Genomic DNA, 13,808 nt, shown 5'->3' on the forward strand with positions numbered 1-13,808 from the left:
CCACTACAATATGGCTTCGATATTCCTGAGTACGTCGGTGTGGGTCACCTGATCCGAAGGATAGATGGCGGTAAAGTTGTTTTGGAGCTTGGAGTACAGCACAGGCCTTTGATCGGCCGGAACTTCCATGAGTGTCGCCAGGGTGTCCAGGTACTCGCCCTGCCCTTTGGCAATGTCGGAGGCCAGGTTGTCCATGTTGTCGGCCACGAAGATGTTGATTTTTTCATTGTACACAATGCTGTCCGGCTTGTCGCAGTTGGATGTGCCGGAACTCATGCCGAACAACTGGTTAGCGAAGCATCCGTTCAGAGTGGCTGCAAAAGTCTGGGAGACCAGGGACTCGTTGTTGTCGATCACCATGCTGCCCAAGCCGCAGCCGTAGTTGTTTTGATCAGCAAATGCAACCGGACTGATCGCCAGGAAAATACAAAGTGCAGCCGCCAATAGACCTTTTTTCATGGTTCCTCCTTGATTTGTTAGAGTTTAGTATAGAGTTTTTATTGAAGATATGGCATATAATGCTCCAACCTTAATAGCAAGTTAAAAATCTGAATAAATCATTTTACTACGGGAGGGCTCTTCATGACAAGGATACGGCCTGTTCTATTCACTTGTTTGGCTGCTGTTTTCATATTCGCCGGGTGTGCAGGGAAGTCCGCGGAAGTCTTTGTCCCATCTGACTTGAACGGCTCCATCAGGACAGGCCATCTGGTCCAAAAAGCCGATCATTTTTTGGTTATCCTCGACTGCTCAGGGTCCATGGCCGAAATGGTTGACGGCGAAAAAAAATTCGTTCTGGCCCGGGAGGCGGTGCGCAAAATGATCGCCGGAATTCCTGAAGCGGAAATGAATTTCGAGGCCGGCCTCCGGGTGTTCGGCCTGACCATGAATCCCTTTGTGGAGAGCACTACGGCCTTAGTGGACATGGAGCCTTTGGACAAAGCGGCTTATGACAAGGCCCTGGATAAAGTGACCTTCGCCACGGGCAAAAGCAATCTGGCCCTGGCCATCGCCCAGTCCTCCGACGACCTGGACAAAACAACAGGGGAAATCTCCCTGATTATCGTGACGGACGGCAAGGAAACCGACGGGGAAGCCGCCCGGGCTTTGGAAGTCGTTAAAAACACCTACCGGGACCGTTTGTGCGTATACACCATTCAGGTGGGCCATGATCCGGCCGGAGAAAAACTATTGGAGCGCCTTTCCAGAAAGGGGCAGTGCGGATATTCGGAAAATCTGGATAACGTGAACTCCCCCAAAGCCATGGCCTGCTTTATCGCCAGGAGCTTGTTGAAAAAAGGGCCGGACCAGGATGAAGACGGAGCGCCCGACCGCATTGACCTGTGCCCGAACACCCCGGCCGGCGCTTCGGTGGATGACTCAGGATGCTGGCAGTTGACCGGCCTGGAATTTAAAACCAATAAGGCGGACATCGCCAAAAAGTACTATCCAATCATGGACAAGGCGATTTGCGTGCTGAAGAAATACCCTGATCTCAAGGTGCTGATCGGCGGACATACGGACAGCCGCGGGCCTGACAAGTTCAACCTGGAGTTGTCCCAGGATCGCGCCCAGGCGGTCATGGACTATATGGTGAAAAAGGGCGTCGCCCCTGAAAGGCTGTCCGTCCGGGGATTTGGCGCAGCCAAGCCCATTGCGGCCAACGACTCGAAAGAAGGCCGGGCGCAAAACAGGCGCGTCACCCTGACTCCTATTGCAGCAGAGTAAACGCAAAGCGCGGACAAGCAGTAAGGATTGTTTGATGAACAGGCTATTTAAGACATTGAAAAAAAAAGCGGCCGTGGCCATGGTTGCAGCCATGGCCATGGGCTGCCTTTGGGCGCCTCCGGCCCGGTCAGGGGAAATGGCCGTGGATTTGAGCGCCCTGATTTATGAAACGCAAAAAGCCTCCCGAGCCATGGAGGACGTGCTTCTGGCATGGTGGGTCCCCCAGGAATTATGGCTTATGTTTCTTTCCCAATCTCAAAGCGTGAGCGAGGAGGAAAAGCAAAAATACCTGGAGATCATGGATCCCTACATGGTTTTTTTGGTGGTGGACGGAACCATTGGCGAAGACGGACGCCCCCATTTTCAAGCCAGGGAGGACGTCCTTAACGCTTTGGTCCTGGAGGATGCAGCGGGAAACAAGTATAAAACCCTGCGCGGGACAGAAATCAGCCAGGAGGCCAAGGATTTTCTTTCCCGCGTTTTTCCTTCCTTTGCGCGCAGTCTGGGGCCATTGGGAAACAACCTCTATTATGCCGTTTTTACATCGAAAAACAGCAAGGGGGAACCCATCGCAAACGTCTTTACGGAGGGCGCCTTCGTCCTGCACATGGCAAAGCGTTCCTTTAGGTGGAGAACGCCCTTGGGAGCGTTGGTTCCGCCCAAACACTGCCCCATCACCGGCGAGGAGTTAAACGGCGGTTGGAAGTACAACCCATGGAACGGCGCAAAGTTGGATTAATCCGGAATTTTCCGTTTAAAAATCTGGGGCGTCTAAGCTCAGGGGAATTTAAGAAGCTCTTGGATGGCGGTAAGCAGATCGTTTTTCGGGATGGGCTTCTTAAAGGTTTTTAAAGCGCCGCAACGGGCGGCAATGGACAAATACTCCGAGGCCGCCCCGTCGCGTCCCTGTTGGCCGCCCCCTGAAATGGCGATGATCTTAAGCTCCGGAAAATCCCGGCGAATTTCAGTAATGGTGATGATGCCCTCTTTCTTGGGCATGACCATGTCCGCGATGACAAGGTCGGCCGGGTTTTTCTTCAAAAGCTCCATGGCGACTTCGCCGTTCTCGGCGGTCTCCACCAAATAGCCTTCACGTTCCAATGTTTGCGTGAGCATTTCCCTGACCTGACGTTCATCGTCAATCACCAGGATTCTATGGGCGGAATTTCCAAATGCCATTATCCCAATATCCCCCATTTTGGTTTATCATTGCTTCACCGACCGCGGTCTGAAAAAATATCAATCCGTTGCATGAAACAGAGTCTTTTTTTGTATGCGGTTCAAGCCCTCCCCCATGAAAAAAAACCCTGAGGCGGACAACCTGATCGAGGTCTCAATACCACGGGCGGAGGGACCTGTCCATGGCAATTTGCTCACAAAATTCAGGAGGATTGGTTTGGCCGCTTCATTGGCTGTTGGAGGTTTTGCCTCTTAAATATATCGATGAATTTGAATATTGATCGCCCTGATTCGAAAAAGGCCGGAAAACTGGACACCCGGGCGTTTTCGTGATACCACTATACCAATTTGTTCCAGGCATTTCCGGGGCTGTCCTCAAGCGCCCCACATTTGTTCATTGGAGGAAAAAATGGAAATTATCGAAAAAGCCCTGGCCGCCGGGCGCAGCACCTTGTCCGAGTCTGAATCCAAGCAGATTTTAAACCAATATAATATACCAATAACAAAAGAGATATTGGCGACAAACGCGCAGGAGCTGGATCAGGCGGTCCAAGAGATCGGATTTCCCCTTGTCATGAAGGGATGCGCTGCGGATTTGGCCCATAAAACCGAGTCCGGACTGGTGAAGATAGACATTCGGGACGCACAGGAGGCTCGGGAGGCGTTTGAATCCATGATGGCCAAGATGGATTCGGCGGACAAAGGGGTGTTGGTGCAGGAAATGGTCAAGGGCAAACGGGAGTTGGTTGTGGGCCTGACCCGCGATCCCCAGTTCGGCCCATGCGTGATGTTCGGCCTGGGCGGCATTTTTACGGAAGTCCTGGAAGACATTGCTTTTCGGGTGGCGCCTATCACCAAGGCGGACGCCCTGGATATGATGTCCGAAATTAAGGGAAAGAAAATCCTGGAAGCAATCCGCGGCATGGAAGCTGCGGACAAAGATATGCTTGCCGACATCCTGGTGGCTGTGGGCAAGTTAGGGGAGGAGAATCAGGCGGTGTCGGAAGTGGACATCAATCCCCTGATTTTAACCGGCGGAAAACCCGTTGCTGTGGATGCGCTGGTGGTTTTAGCCAACTAAATTGTGCTTGCGTGGGGGAACGAGGTTTTTATGGCGCGCATTTTGGTTGTGGATGACGATGTCAACATCACATCCATGTTGAGGAGGCTTTTCCAAAGAAGAGGGTATGACGTAGACGAGGCCATAAACGGCAAACAAGCCTTGCAGGTAATGGATCAGAACCTGCCGGACCTGGTCATTACGGATATTATCATGCCTGAAATGGAAGGCGCGGAATTGATTATGGAAATCCGCAAAAGGGCTCCGGGCGTGAAGATTATCGCCATTTCCGGAGGCGGACGGATTCAACCCGCGGACTACCTGGATCTGGCGGAAAAGCTGGGGGCGGAGTGTTCTTTCGCCAAACCGGTCAAGCAAAGCGATATGCTCGCCGCTGTGGAGCGCCTGCTGGAGACTGGTTGATCGAGTAGGCAAAACTTCCTGAATTTTAAATAGAAATTTTTTTGCCTCAGGATGTTTTAAATGAATGGACCGGCCGGATTTTTTCCGGCCGTTTTTTTGTGCAAAAATTAGGATGCGGGGATGAGTCCAACCCGGCCAGCCCAGGCATGCAATGCCAGGGGCCTTCAGGCCAAAAGGGCGACCGGAAAAGGTAATTGAAACCGGCCAGGACCAGCGGACGGGAGGCCTTGTTTTGGGCCTGAGTGTATTGTTTTTTGGGTGGCACTGGCACGGTAGTATCGTGCCAGTGTTGCGAAGCAACAAAAGGCGCGGCCGAAAATGATTGTTGAAATTTGGGAAGGCCGGCGGGCGAATGGCGCCGGTTAGAAACTCGTTCCCATGCTTCGCGTGGGAATGAATATATAACTATTTGAAATCTATTAGTTATTTTTGTTCTATAAATTTTATCTGTTTTAAATGCGCCATCCTTTCGTCCATACTCCATGGATTCCACAGTCTGATGGGTCGAACAACATACGCTGGCGCGCACTGGCAGGATACTGCTCTGCCAGTGTTACCCGCGGTTTTGGACAGGCTGTTCGTCCGGCTGAGTTTTATGGCGTTATTCTACCTCAAAGGTCGCTCCTTTTGCGCTGACGCGCCCAGGCACGGTACTGCTTTGCCTGGGGCGCCCTGGATCGGAGACGGCTTTTTATTACTCCTGCGGCGATACACTTTCCCCGGCCAGCTCTGGCATGCAATGCCAGGAGCCGTCAGGCCAATAAGGCGATCGCAAAAGGGACAAACGCCAATGGACTGGGTTAAAGTATGGATGTGCTGTAAAAATAGGCGCTTGGACATAGAAAAGTGTAATCCTCCATTTTTTCAACTGGAACCCATGACCTGAATGTTCACCGAATCGCTGTTGCCGGCCATGTCCAGGACGGTGAGTTCGTGGTTGCCGGTCCGGGAAAACTGATAGGTGATGGACTCCCCTACCCCGGCTGACCCGATAAGGATTCTATCCAGCATCCAAAAGAGCCTGCCCCGGCCGCCCAGGGCGGAAAGCTCCAGCACGGGCATGGCCCTGCTGGCTCCTGCCGGCCGAAGTACGGTGTCGGGCTGGACGTCCATGATCTTGATTACGGAAGGCGTTACGGATACCGCCTTGCCGCAGGCCGGGTCCATGGACGGGACGGCGGCCATGGCCTTTTCCCGCGGGGTAAGCCAAGGAGTCGCGGCCCGGGGCCACAGGGCGATTTTTTCGGCGGCGGGGTTGAATACCGGACAATCGGCGTCCACGCGCAGGCCGGTTTCCGGGTTGACCATGACGGTGATGGGGTTGCAGGTCCACTGGTCGTCCAGGCGATCGGGCAAGGTGGGCGGGATGACGCCGTCCAGAATCCAGGCGGTGCGCTTTTCCGCACACAGGGGATCGTTTTTTCCCTCGGGGGCTACGCCCAAGGGCCAGCCGATTTCCGCCCGGGATACCGAGGCAGGCATGGGCTGGAGCGCAAAATCCCGGCGAGGCAGGCAGTCAAAGGCCGAAAACATCAACGGCGCGGCCGTGGCTCTGCCGTAAAATCCCGGGGACGGCGTTCCGTCCGGCCTGCCCACCCAGACGCCGATTGTGTATCCGCCGTAGGCTCCGATGGACCAGGAGTCTCGGAATCCATAGCTGGTGCCGGTTTTCCAGGCCACGCTTCTGGCCCAGCCGGCCATGGGATTGCCGCCGGGCGCTCCGGGCCTGCGCTGGCGGGAGAGTATGTCCCGTATGATAAAGGCGGCGCCTGGCTTCATGAGCCTGCGTTCCCGCACGGGATCTTCCGTGGTCAGACGGGGCTTGCCAGCCAATCCTCCCCGGTCGAAGGCGGAGAAGGCGCCCACCATGGATTCCAGGTCAGCGCCTACGCCGCCCAGAATCATGGACAGATTGGGTTTGCCGTGGGGCGGAAAAGTCAGGTTCAAGCCTCCCTGGCGCAGGCGGGAGTCAAAAAAATCCGGGCCGATGCGATCCAAAAGGTCCACGGCCGGGATGTTCAGGGAGCGTTGCAAGGCCTGGGCCGCGCTTACCGGGCCGGAAAATCCGTCGGAAAAATTGCCGGGCCGGTATCCCGAAAAAGTGAAGGGTGCGTCCACCAGCAGGCTTTGGGAGTGGATGAGGCCTTCCTCCAGGGCGAAGGCGTATAAATACGGCTTAAGCGTGGAGCCGGGGCTGCGCACGGCCCGGATCATGTCCACGTGGCCGAACCGGGAGGCGTCCAGAAAGTCGGCGGAGCCCACGTAGGCCTTGACTTCCAAAGAGGCGTTTTCCATGACCAGGATCGCCGCCGAAGTTCCGTCCGGCGTGGAGGCGATGAATCGCTCGGCCATGGCTTCCAGGGCTTCCTGCAAAGCCGGATCGATAAAGGTCTGCACGGGCGCGTCGGGCCGGGCGTTTTCCTTAAGCCTGCGGGCCAAAAGCGGCGCCATCATGGGCCGGGGGGCGAACCCCGCGTCCACGCCTTCCATCATGGCTTCTTCGGCGATTTGTTTCGGCCACACGCCCTGAGAGACCATGCGCCTCAACACCTTGTCCCGGGCGCGCCTCGCCCTGTCCGGATGGCGATCGGGCCGAATACGGCTGGGCGATTGGGGCAGCACGGCCAGCAAGGCGGCTTCGGCGTGGCTCAATTCCTTAGCCGGCTTGCCTAAATAAGTGAAACTGGCCGCCTGCACCCCCTCCACCGGGCCGCCGAAAGGGGCGTAATTCAGGTATAGAGTGAGGATTTCCTGCTTGTTGAAATGCCATTCCAGTTGCAGGGCGCGAAACATCTGCTTGCACTTGCCGGGAATGGTCTTGGAGTGAGGATCCAGGATGCGGCTCACCTGCATGGTCAGGGTGGATCCGCCCACCACCACGCCCTTTTGAGTGACAGTAGTCCAGAAAGCGCGAATCAGGGAAAACGGATTAACCCCCGGATGCTCATAAAAATGCTTGTCTTCATAAGTGATGAGCGCCTCCAGATACAGGGACGAAACCTGATCCGGCGTCACCGGATAGCGCCACACCCCTTTTTCGTCCGGAAAAACCCGAAGGGGCGCGCCGTCCGCCGAGGCCACGGCCACGGCGAAGTCCCGGGAATCCCCTCCCGGCAAGGGGAGGGGAAACAGGGCGTCAGCCAGCAAAAAGGCCAGGGTCATGACAAAGGGCGCGGCTAAGGCGCAGGCCAGGACAAGCCCGCTTTTACGCTGCAACTCGTTTTTGATATGGTCTGTTTTCATGCCAAGCTGCTTCTAAACAATCACCGATTTCGAGGGGACACGATACTTATCTCAACCACCTTGTCCGGCTCATTTTTTCGTTGTTGCAGAGATAAGTTCATGTCCCCCCAACTCATGCCGCAATCATCATGCCTCCACGGGGATGACGGACAAAAACGGCGACCGATCCAGCCATCTTGTATTGTTGGGTTTCGCGGCGACGATGCAAACATTATAATGCGTTTAAGCCAGTCGCCATTTTTCCTGTTCAATATTCTGAATCAGCGCTCTACCCAACCTACGTTTTATCTATGAAAATAGTAGGTTGGGTAGAGCTTGCAGAACTTTTAAAAACAAGGATGTCCAGTTCTCGCCGGAATATTAATTATCGCCGAAAACATACGTGCGAAACCCAACAAATGGACTCCCTTATTACCTGGAAGGCGGCGAGTCGGCGTCCTTATCGGTCTTGCCGACGTTTTCGATGGTTATATCCTTTGGCGTTTCGCTGACGCCGCGAATTTCGGGCTGATACATGGACTCCACCATCACCGGCGGGAAGGTGTAGGTTCCCGGGCTGACGGCGCGCACCAGGTAATGCAGCCGCATGGCCCGGTGCGAATACAGGTTGATTGCGGCCACGTAGCGGTCGTCCAGGAACTGTTCGTGCTGAACCACCCCGCCCCTGCGCCATTCATAAACGGACTTGTCGTCGATGACGATGTCCTGCACCTTAAGCCCCTGGCTGACGGCCGGGTTTTCCAGCTCAAAGCCGGCGGGCAGCATGTCCACCACCAGGGCGTCGTAGAGCGGGGTTTCCGAGATCATTTCCAACTCCGCCAGCATGACCTCGCCCACCTTGAAATCCGAGGCGGTTATTTCCTTGCCGTGGAGGTCGAACAGGGTTCTGCGGACGAAAATCATGGAGTCGTCCTTGGGCGGAGGCGTTTTGGTGTATCCCTGAACCGAGACGGAAATAAAGGCCACGGCGCCGTCCCTGTGGGTGTAGCTGACGCCCTTCAGGCATTCGTCCGGGCTGGGGTTGAAAGTGAAAGCCCCGATGCCGTCAATGGAATCCTTATCCCGGCCCACGGACAGCTCTCCCTTCCATTCCTTGCCGCTCATGGAGTCCAGACGCAGTCCAAGCAGCAGGATGGCGTATTTTTCCTGGGTGGAGTAGTATTTCCGGTTGGTTATGGTTTTGTTCAGTTCAAGGAGCTTTTGGGTCCATTTGTCCGAGTTGAACTGCTCGTCGGGCAGGATAGCCAAAGACAGAGCGTCGTCCCGGATGGAGCTTCCGTAATCGCCCCAGTAATGCTCGTAGGTCTTTTTGTAGTCCGCAGCCATTGTAAAGGCTTTGGCGGCCCTTGTCTTGTCGCCCATGGCGTCCAGGGCCAGCCCGATTTGCACCAGGGGCAGGCAGGACCTGGCGTCCTCCGCGTGATTGTCGAACAGGGTGCGCAGGGTTCCCAAGGGCGCCCGTTTGGTTTTCGCCAGAACATAGGCTGCGTAAGCCCGGATGGAGAACCTGAGCTGGGTGTGGGATTCCCTGGAGCCCCAGGAATGGACGGGCGGCTTGTAGCGCAGGTACTCGCCCAGGCGCTTGAGGGCCTTGTCCAGCATGTCTTCGGGGACCGGATATCCGGCGTCGCGGGCTTCCAACAGGAAGTTGGCGGCGTGGGCGGTGAGCCAGGGCTCCTCGCTGCCGCCCCCGTCCCATAGGGAAAACCCGCCGTTGGTCATTTGCTTGCCAGCCAGCAGGGCCATGGATTTTTCCAGGCGCTTGGCGCGCTCCTCCCTGGAGATGGGCTTGAGGCCGTAGCGCCTGACGGCGTCGTCCGAGGCGACCAGCAAGGGATAGCTGCTGGACGTGGTCTGTTCCAGGCATCCGTAGGGGTAGCGGATCAGGCCGCGCATGGAGTCCCCCACGGGCAGGCTGATATACGGAGAAATCTTGAACGAGCATTCTATGGTGGGGGCGACCAGATCGTTGACCAGCTCCTTTTTCAGAGTAAAGGTCTCGCCGGGCCGTAAGACTCCGGCGGAGAGCCGGGAGACGGCCGGGTATCCGGGCCGGATTCCAATCTGCCAGTCCCTGTTCATGGGCTTTTTCAAGCCGGTTACGGCAAGCTGGATTTTGCTGGCGCCTTCCGACTTTGCGGTCACCGGAAAAACCAGGGTGGTCTTTTCCTGATCGGCCAGGCTGACTTTCCGGGCGCCGTCCTTAAGGGTCACCGCCTTGGTTGCGGTCATCTTAAGGGACAGTTTTTGGGCCTCGCCGGAGAGGTTGTGCACGTCCAGGGTAAACTGGCTTTGGTCGCCGGGCGCCAGGAATCGGGGCATAGCCAATTGGGTGACAACGGGCGCGGCCACGATCATTTCCTGATCCGTACTGCCGTAGGATTTGTCGCTGAAAGCCACGGCCATGAGGCGCAGGGTTCCGTTAAAATCCGGCAAATCCAGGACGACAGTCGCCTTGCCCTGATGGTCAAATCCCACGGGCCCATGGAAAAGGGCCACGAGCTTGACCTTGGATTCCGGCTTTTTTCCGCCGGGCGAGGCGTCGGCGTCGCCGCCCCATTTGGGCCGGATCATCTTGCCGTCGGTGAATTCCGCCACCTTGGCGTACAGGTCGCGGATGTCCACGCCGTACAGCCTTTGGCCGAAAAAATGCTCCACGGGATCGGGGGTCTTGAAATTGGTGATGTTCAGGATGCCCACGTCCACGGCGGCCAGGGTGACGAAAACGGGCTCCTTGGGAGCTTTATCCAGAGTCAGGGCGATTTCCGCTTTTTGGTTGGGCTCGGTCTTATCCGGCGCGTCAATATTGATATTCAGAGTGCGTTGGGTGCGATCCAAAGGCAGATGCACCAAGCCCACGGCGCGGTTAGGCGCGATTTTTTCCTTGGCGTCAATGGGCCGCAGGACCGTGGCGCTGATGTACAGGTCGTGGCTGTCCCAGGAGGCGGACATGGGGATTTCCACCACCGCGCCTTCCTTGGGAACCTCCAGGCGCTTGGACCAGAGGACCTTGTCGCCTTCCACCATGATGATGGCCTGACCGGCGTGGGGCGGAGTGACCGTCACTTTGATGATGTCGCCGGGCAGGTAGGCGGGCTTGTCCAGGGCCAGGTTGACCATGTCGGGCCGGGCGGTTTTATCCTGCTCGGAAGACCACCACCAACCGCCTACATAAAAACGGTAGCTGGCGGTGTTTCCGGTTTCCGGGTCCTTGATGCTCAGTAGATATCTTCCGTAGGGCAAATCCAGGGCCAGGGGTGTGGGCTTGTCTGGCTGAAGGTCCAGAATCTGGGAGAGGTAATGGTAGTTCTTTTCCGTATGCCGGTACACCCAGCCGCGGTTATCCGTGTACTCCCAATAATAGTCGCGATCCTCCTTGGTTACGTCCACCATCAGGCCGGAGGTGGGGGAAATCGCTCCGTCTTTGGCCATGCGCACCACCTCGAACAAGGCCTTTCCCTGGTCCACGGAATCTCTTTCAAACATGGGCCGGAGGCCTACCAGGGTTTTGGCGGGCCACATGGTCCGGGAAATGCTGCGGGTGACGGGGCGGCCTCCGGTTTCGAACAATTCTGCGTAAACGCGCACCTGGGCCGGGCTTTCCAGCGCGCTCCACATGCTGTCCACGGTAATGAGGCCCTTGCCCTCGGCGTCCAGGGTGAAGTCGTTATATTCCTGAAAGTCCGAGTAGTTTTCGTCGTCCTCTTTTCCGAAAAGGAACTCCTTGTATTTGCCGGAGAAGGTGCGTTGGGCTTTTACCAGAACGGAGGATTCCACCCGGTTTCCGCTCGCCGGGGCGCCGTAAAGGTACATGCCTGTGACATCGATTTGAAAAAGCCCTTTGGGGTCCAGGGTTTCCTGTTTGGACTCCAGTTCCAGCTTCATGCGTTCGGGCAGGAACTCCTCCACATGGAACTTATAGATCTGGTCGGGCTTTTTAGAATCCTTGATGGTGCGGAGTTCGCAACGCCATTCCCCCGTCACGGCGTTCTTGGAGAGGTTCATCTCGCCCTGCCAATAGTAGACGTCATCGTCGGACAAAGCCTCGGCCGCCCAGGTGTAGGTCCCGGCCTTGCGTCCGTCCGGAGCGATGAGCGTTGCATGGATGGGCGCGCCCGGAACCGGCCTGCCGTCATAATCGCGCAGCAGGCAGGAAACGATGACCTTTTCGCCTGGCCGGTACAGGTCGCGGGGGCCGTAAGCGAAAATTTCCTGGTTTTTCTGAGGTCTGGAGCCGTACTGAAATTCAGACAGGTCCAAAGCGGGCAGACGCATGGGAAGGACGCTGATCTGGTCTTTAAACTCCGCTTTGACGAACTCGGTTTTCTTTCTGACGTCGCCCGCGCTCCAGAACATGCCGTCTTCGTTGGTTTCGCCCACGGCAAGCTCTCTTATCTTGTCATCCTTCCAATCCAAAAAACTGAGCTTTACGCCGGGCAGGGGGGACCCGTCCTTGAGGGAGGAAGCCGTGACGTAAATCATGTCTTTGTACAGCTTGGCCTGGAGGGCTATGTCCGTGACGATGAAAAAGGAAGCGTCGTAGTTGTAGGAGTATTGTCCGGGCTTGCGCATGACCGCCAGGTACACGCCCGGCTTTTTCAGGGCCTTGATGGAGTCCAGGGCGATGTTGCGGACTACCCGGCGGTTGGGCTCCGGGTCCAGGTCGAATCGGCCGGAGAAGACCACTTTGGACTCCTCCAGGATTTCGCCCATCCAATAGGTGGACAAACTTTTGCTGGGCCTGGACCAATCCACATACCGGGCCGTGGCGTCGTCGTTCAGGCGGAAGAATTCCACGTCCACGGCGGGTATGTTGACGGTGGCCACGGGCAGGCCTTGCACCAAACTGGGAGGCAGCAGCAAGCCGTCCCCGGCGAAGCTGACGGCCGGGACGATCTTGCGGGTGGTCACGCCCTGGGAAACCCGCTGGTCAAGTTTGGCGCCGTCGGCGGATTCAAGCGAAGCCAGGACCGTCACCGTGTATTGGGTTTCGGGCTGGACAGCGGTGTAATACAGGGTCCTGTTATCCTCGGAAAGAATCCAGGCGCCTTTGAGGATTTCCTTTTGATCGCTGATGCGCAAATGCTGATCGTGCCGCACCTTGGGGTCCAGCGGCGCGGAAAGAATGACGGAAATAGCGGGGGCTTCCTGAAAGGTTCTTTCGCTGATGTCCACCACCTTGAAAGCCTGATCGGCCAGGGCGCCGCCCGCGGCCAGGCAGGCGATAACCAGCGCCGTAAGAATCAATGCGGCCTTTTTCATGATTTGGCCTCCTGTAACATATTGTCGATAAATTCCGGCAGCATGAGGATATTCAAAGGCTCTTTTCCATCCTTGGGCGCGTTCATGAGAGCCTGAAAATAACAGCCTGTGCAGACGTGCACCATGGTTTGGGTTTGGACCGAGTTCATCATATGGGCGGCGCCTTCGGGCTTGTAGCAGCATTGAGGGGCGGAGATGGAATGCACGCCCAGGCCTTTGATTTTGGAAAAGCACTTGCTCACCCCTTTGAGATCCATGGGAACCGGGGCGAATTTTTTGTGCAGGCGATAGCATCCCGCGTAGTAGTCGATGTCCATGTCCCGCTCCAGGGAAGGCAGGCATTCGTCAATGGCGGTGGGATAGAACACGATATTTTCGTCCGGGAACGCGTGTTTGTAAATGGGATAGCAGGGAGAGCAGAATATCACCAAACGGCTTGCGCCCAACTGTCTTGCCTTGTTGATATTTTGCTCCACAAAGGTTCGGGAGAGATCCTGGCACTCGGCCAGGGCTTCCTGATCCTTGGCCTTGATGGCCGGGCGGTACAGGTTGTTTCCGCAGCAATATTCCTCGGACAGGAAAGTGTAGGAAAAGCCCGCGCGGTCAAACACCCAGGCCAGGGCCTGCAACACCTTGGGCATGGCCGGCAGAATCTGGCACCCGGTGACAATGACGTTTTCCGCTTTTTGATCGCAAGGCAGCCCGTGCTGCTCTAAAATTTCCTTGCGGTCAGGAGCGTTGGCGAATGTGGCGCCTGTCTGACGGATGAGTTTGACCGTCTGCTTGTCTATGAGTGGGTGCATGGGCTCCTCCTTAATAAATTTAACTTGCATTTACAGTGGTTTACATATTTTTCAACAAAGAGTCGTTTATCAGTGCTTCGCATCCGCTATTGCCATTCAGATGGCACGGT

Annotated in this window: 9 protein-coding genes; 4 read left to right on the forward strand and 5 right to left on the reverse strand. The window is 56.3% G+C overall.

Features of this window, described 5'->3' with window-relative positions:
- Positions 1 to 3: 3 nt before the first annotated feature.
- Entirely contained in the window at positions 4 to 459 is a 456-nt protein-coding gene (locus tag G491_RS0104590) for a DUF3015 family protein (RefSeq protein ID WP_028313749.1), read from the reverse strand.
- A gap of 123 nt (positions 460 to 582) precedes the next feature.
- On the opposite strand from G491_RS0104590, the gene G491_RS0104595 reads away from it, so the two are divergent.
- The gene (locus tag G491_RS0104595; RefSeq protein WP_084511313.1) at positions 583 to 1,728 is read left to right on the forward strand and encodes an OmpA family protein; all 1,146 of its coding nucleotides are present in this window, start codon (positions 583 to 585) and stop codon (positions 1,726 to 1,728) included.
- Between the two features lie 34 nt (positions 1,729 to 1,762).
- The gene (locus G491_RS0104600; protein ID WP_012609458.1) at positions 1,763 to 2,467 is read left to right on the forward strand and encodes a hypothetical protein; all 705 of its coding nucleotides are present in this window, start codon (positions 1,763 to 1,765) and stop codon (positions 2,465 to 2,467) included.
- 38 nt (positions 2,468 to 2,505) lie between these two features.
- On the opposite strand, the gene G491_RS0104605 is transcribed toward G491_RS0104600, so the two are convergent.
- On the reverse strand, positions 2,506 to 2,907 hold the full coding sequence (locus G491_RS0104605) for a response regulator (RefSeq protein ID WP_035217773.1): 402 nt from the start codon (positions 2,905 to 2,907) through the stop codon (positions 2,506 to 2,508).
- 409 nt (positions 2,908 to 3,316) lie between these two features.
- Here G491_RS0104605 and G491_RS0104610 point away from each other — a divergent pair, with 409 nt between their 5' ends.
- The gene (locus G491_RS0104610) at positions 3,317 to 3,988 is read left to right on the forward strand and encodes an acetate--CoA ligase family protein (RefSeq protein WP_012609456.1); all 672 of its coding nucleotides are present in this window, start codon (positions 3,317 to 3,319) and stop codon (positions 3,986 to 3,988) included.
- Between the two features lie 30 nt (positions 3,989 to 4,018).
- The gene (locus tag G491_RS0104615) at positions 4,019 to 4,390 is read left to right on the forward strand and encodes a response regulator (protein ID WP_012609455.1); all 372 of its coding nucleotides are present in this window, start codon (positions 4,019 to 4,021) and stop codon (positions 4,388 to 4,390) included.
- A gap of 864 nt (positions 4,391 to 5,254) precedes the next feature.
- On the opposite strand, the gene pbpC is transcribed toward G491_RS0104615, so the two are convergent.
- The 3 genes from pbpC to G491_RS0104635 form a co-directional block, all read right to left on the reverse strand.
- Complete coding sequence (gene pbpC / locus G491_RS0104625) at positions 5,255 to 7,633, reverse strand: penicillin-binding protein 1C (RefSeq protein WP_248635317.1); 2,379 nt, start codon at positions 7,631 to 7,633, stop codon at positions 5,255 to 5,257.
- A 411-nt stretch (positions 7,634 to 8,044) separates the two neighbouring features.
- Positions 8,045 to 12,895: an alpha-2-macroglobulin family protein gene (locus G491_RS0104630; RefSeq protein ID WP_028313753.1), complete on the reverse strand. Its 4,851-nt coding sequence runs from the start codon at positions 12,893 to 12,895 to the stop codon at positions 8,045 to 8,047.
- A complete protein-coding gene (locus G491_RS0104635) occupies positions 12,892 to 13,698 on the reverse strand; it encodes a heterodisulfide reductase-related iron-sulfur binding cluster (protein WP_028313754.1) in 807 nt (268 codons plus the stop codon). The genes G491_RS0104630 and G491_RS0104635 overlap by 4 nt, the downstream gene beginning before the upstream one ends.
- Positions 13,699 to 13,808: the final 110 nt, after the last annotated feature.

Origin of the sequence: Desulfatibacillum aliphaticivorans DSM 15576, assembly GCF_000429905.1 — a bacterium.
In the GTDB taxonomy this organism is placed as follows: Bacteria; Desulfobacterota; Desulfobacteria; order Desulfobacterales; family Desulfatibacillaceae; genus Desulfatibacillum; species Desulfatibacillum aliphaticivorans.

Bases quoted from the DNA above. Each gene is read 5' to 3' on its own strand.
- pbpC (WP_248635317.1), bottom strand. From the start codon at position 7,633: ATGAAAACAGACCATATCAAAAACGAGTTGCAGCGTAAAAGCGGGCTT.
- G491_RS0104635 (WP_028313754.1), bottom strand. From the start codon at position 13,698: ATGCACCCACTCATAGACAAGCAGACGGTCAAACTCATCCGTCAGACA.
- G491_RS0104595 (WP_084511313.1), top strand. From the start codon at position 583: ATGACAAGGATACGGCCTGTTCTATTCACTTGTTTGGCTGCTGTTTTC.
- G491_RS0104600 (WP_012609458.1), top strand. From the start codon at position 1,763: ATGAACAGGCTATTTAAGACATTGAAAAAAAAAGCGGCCGTGGCCATG.
- G491_RS0104590 (WP_028313749.1), bottom strand. From the start codon at position 459: ATGAAAAAAGGTCTATTGGCGGCTGCACTTTGTATTTTCCTGGCGATC.
- G491_RS0104615 (WP_012609455.1), top strand. From the start codon at position 4,019: ATGGCGCGCATTTTGGTTGTGGATGACGATGTCAACATCACATCCATG.
- G491_RS0104605 (WP_035217773.1), bottom strand. From the start codon at position 2,907: ATGGCATTTGGAAATTCCGCCCATAGAATCCTGGTGATTGACGATGAA.
- G491_RS0104630 (WP_028313753.1), bottom strand. From the start codon at position 12,895: ATGAAAAAGGCCGCATTGATTCTTACGGCGCTGGTTATCGCCTGCCTG.
- G491_RS0104610 (WP_012609456.1), top strand. From the start codon at position 3,317: ATGGAAATTATCGAAAAAGCCCTGGCCGCCGGGCGCAGCACCTTGTCC.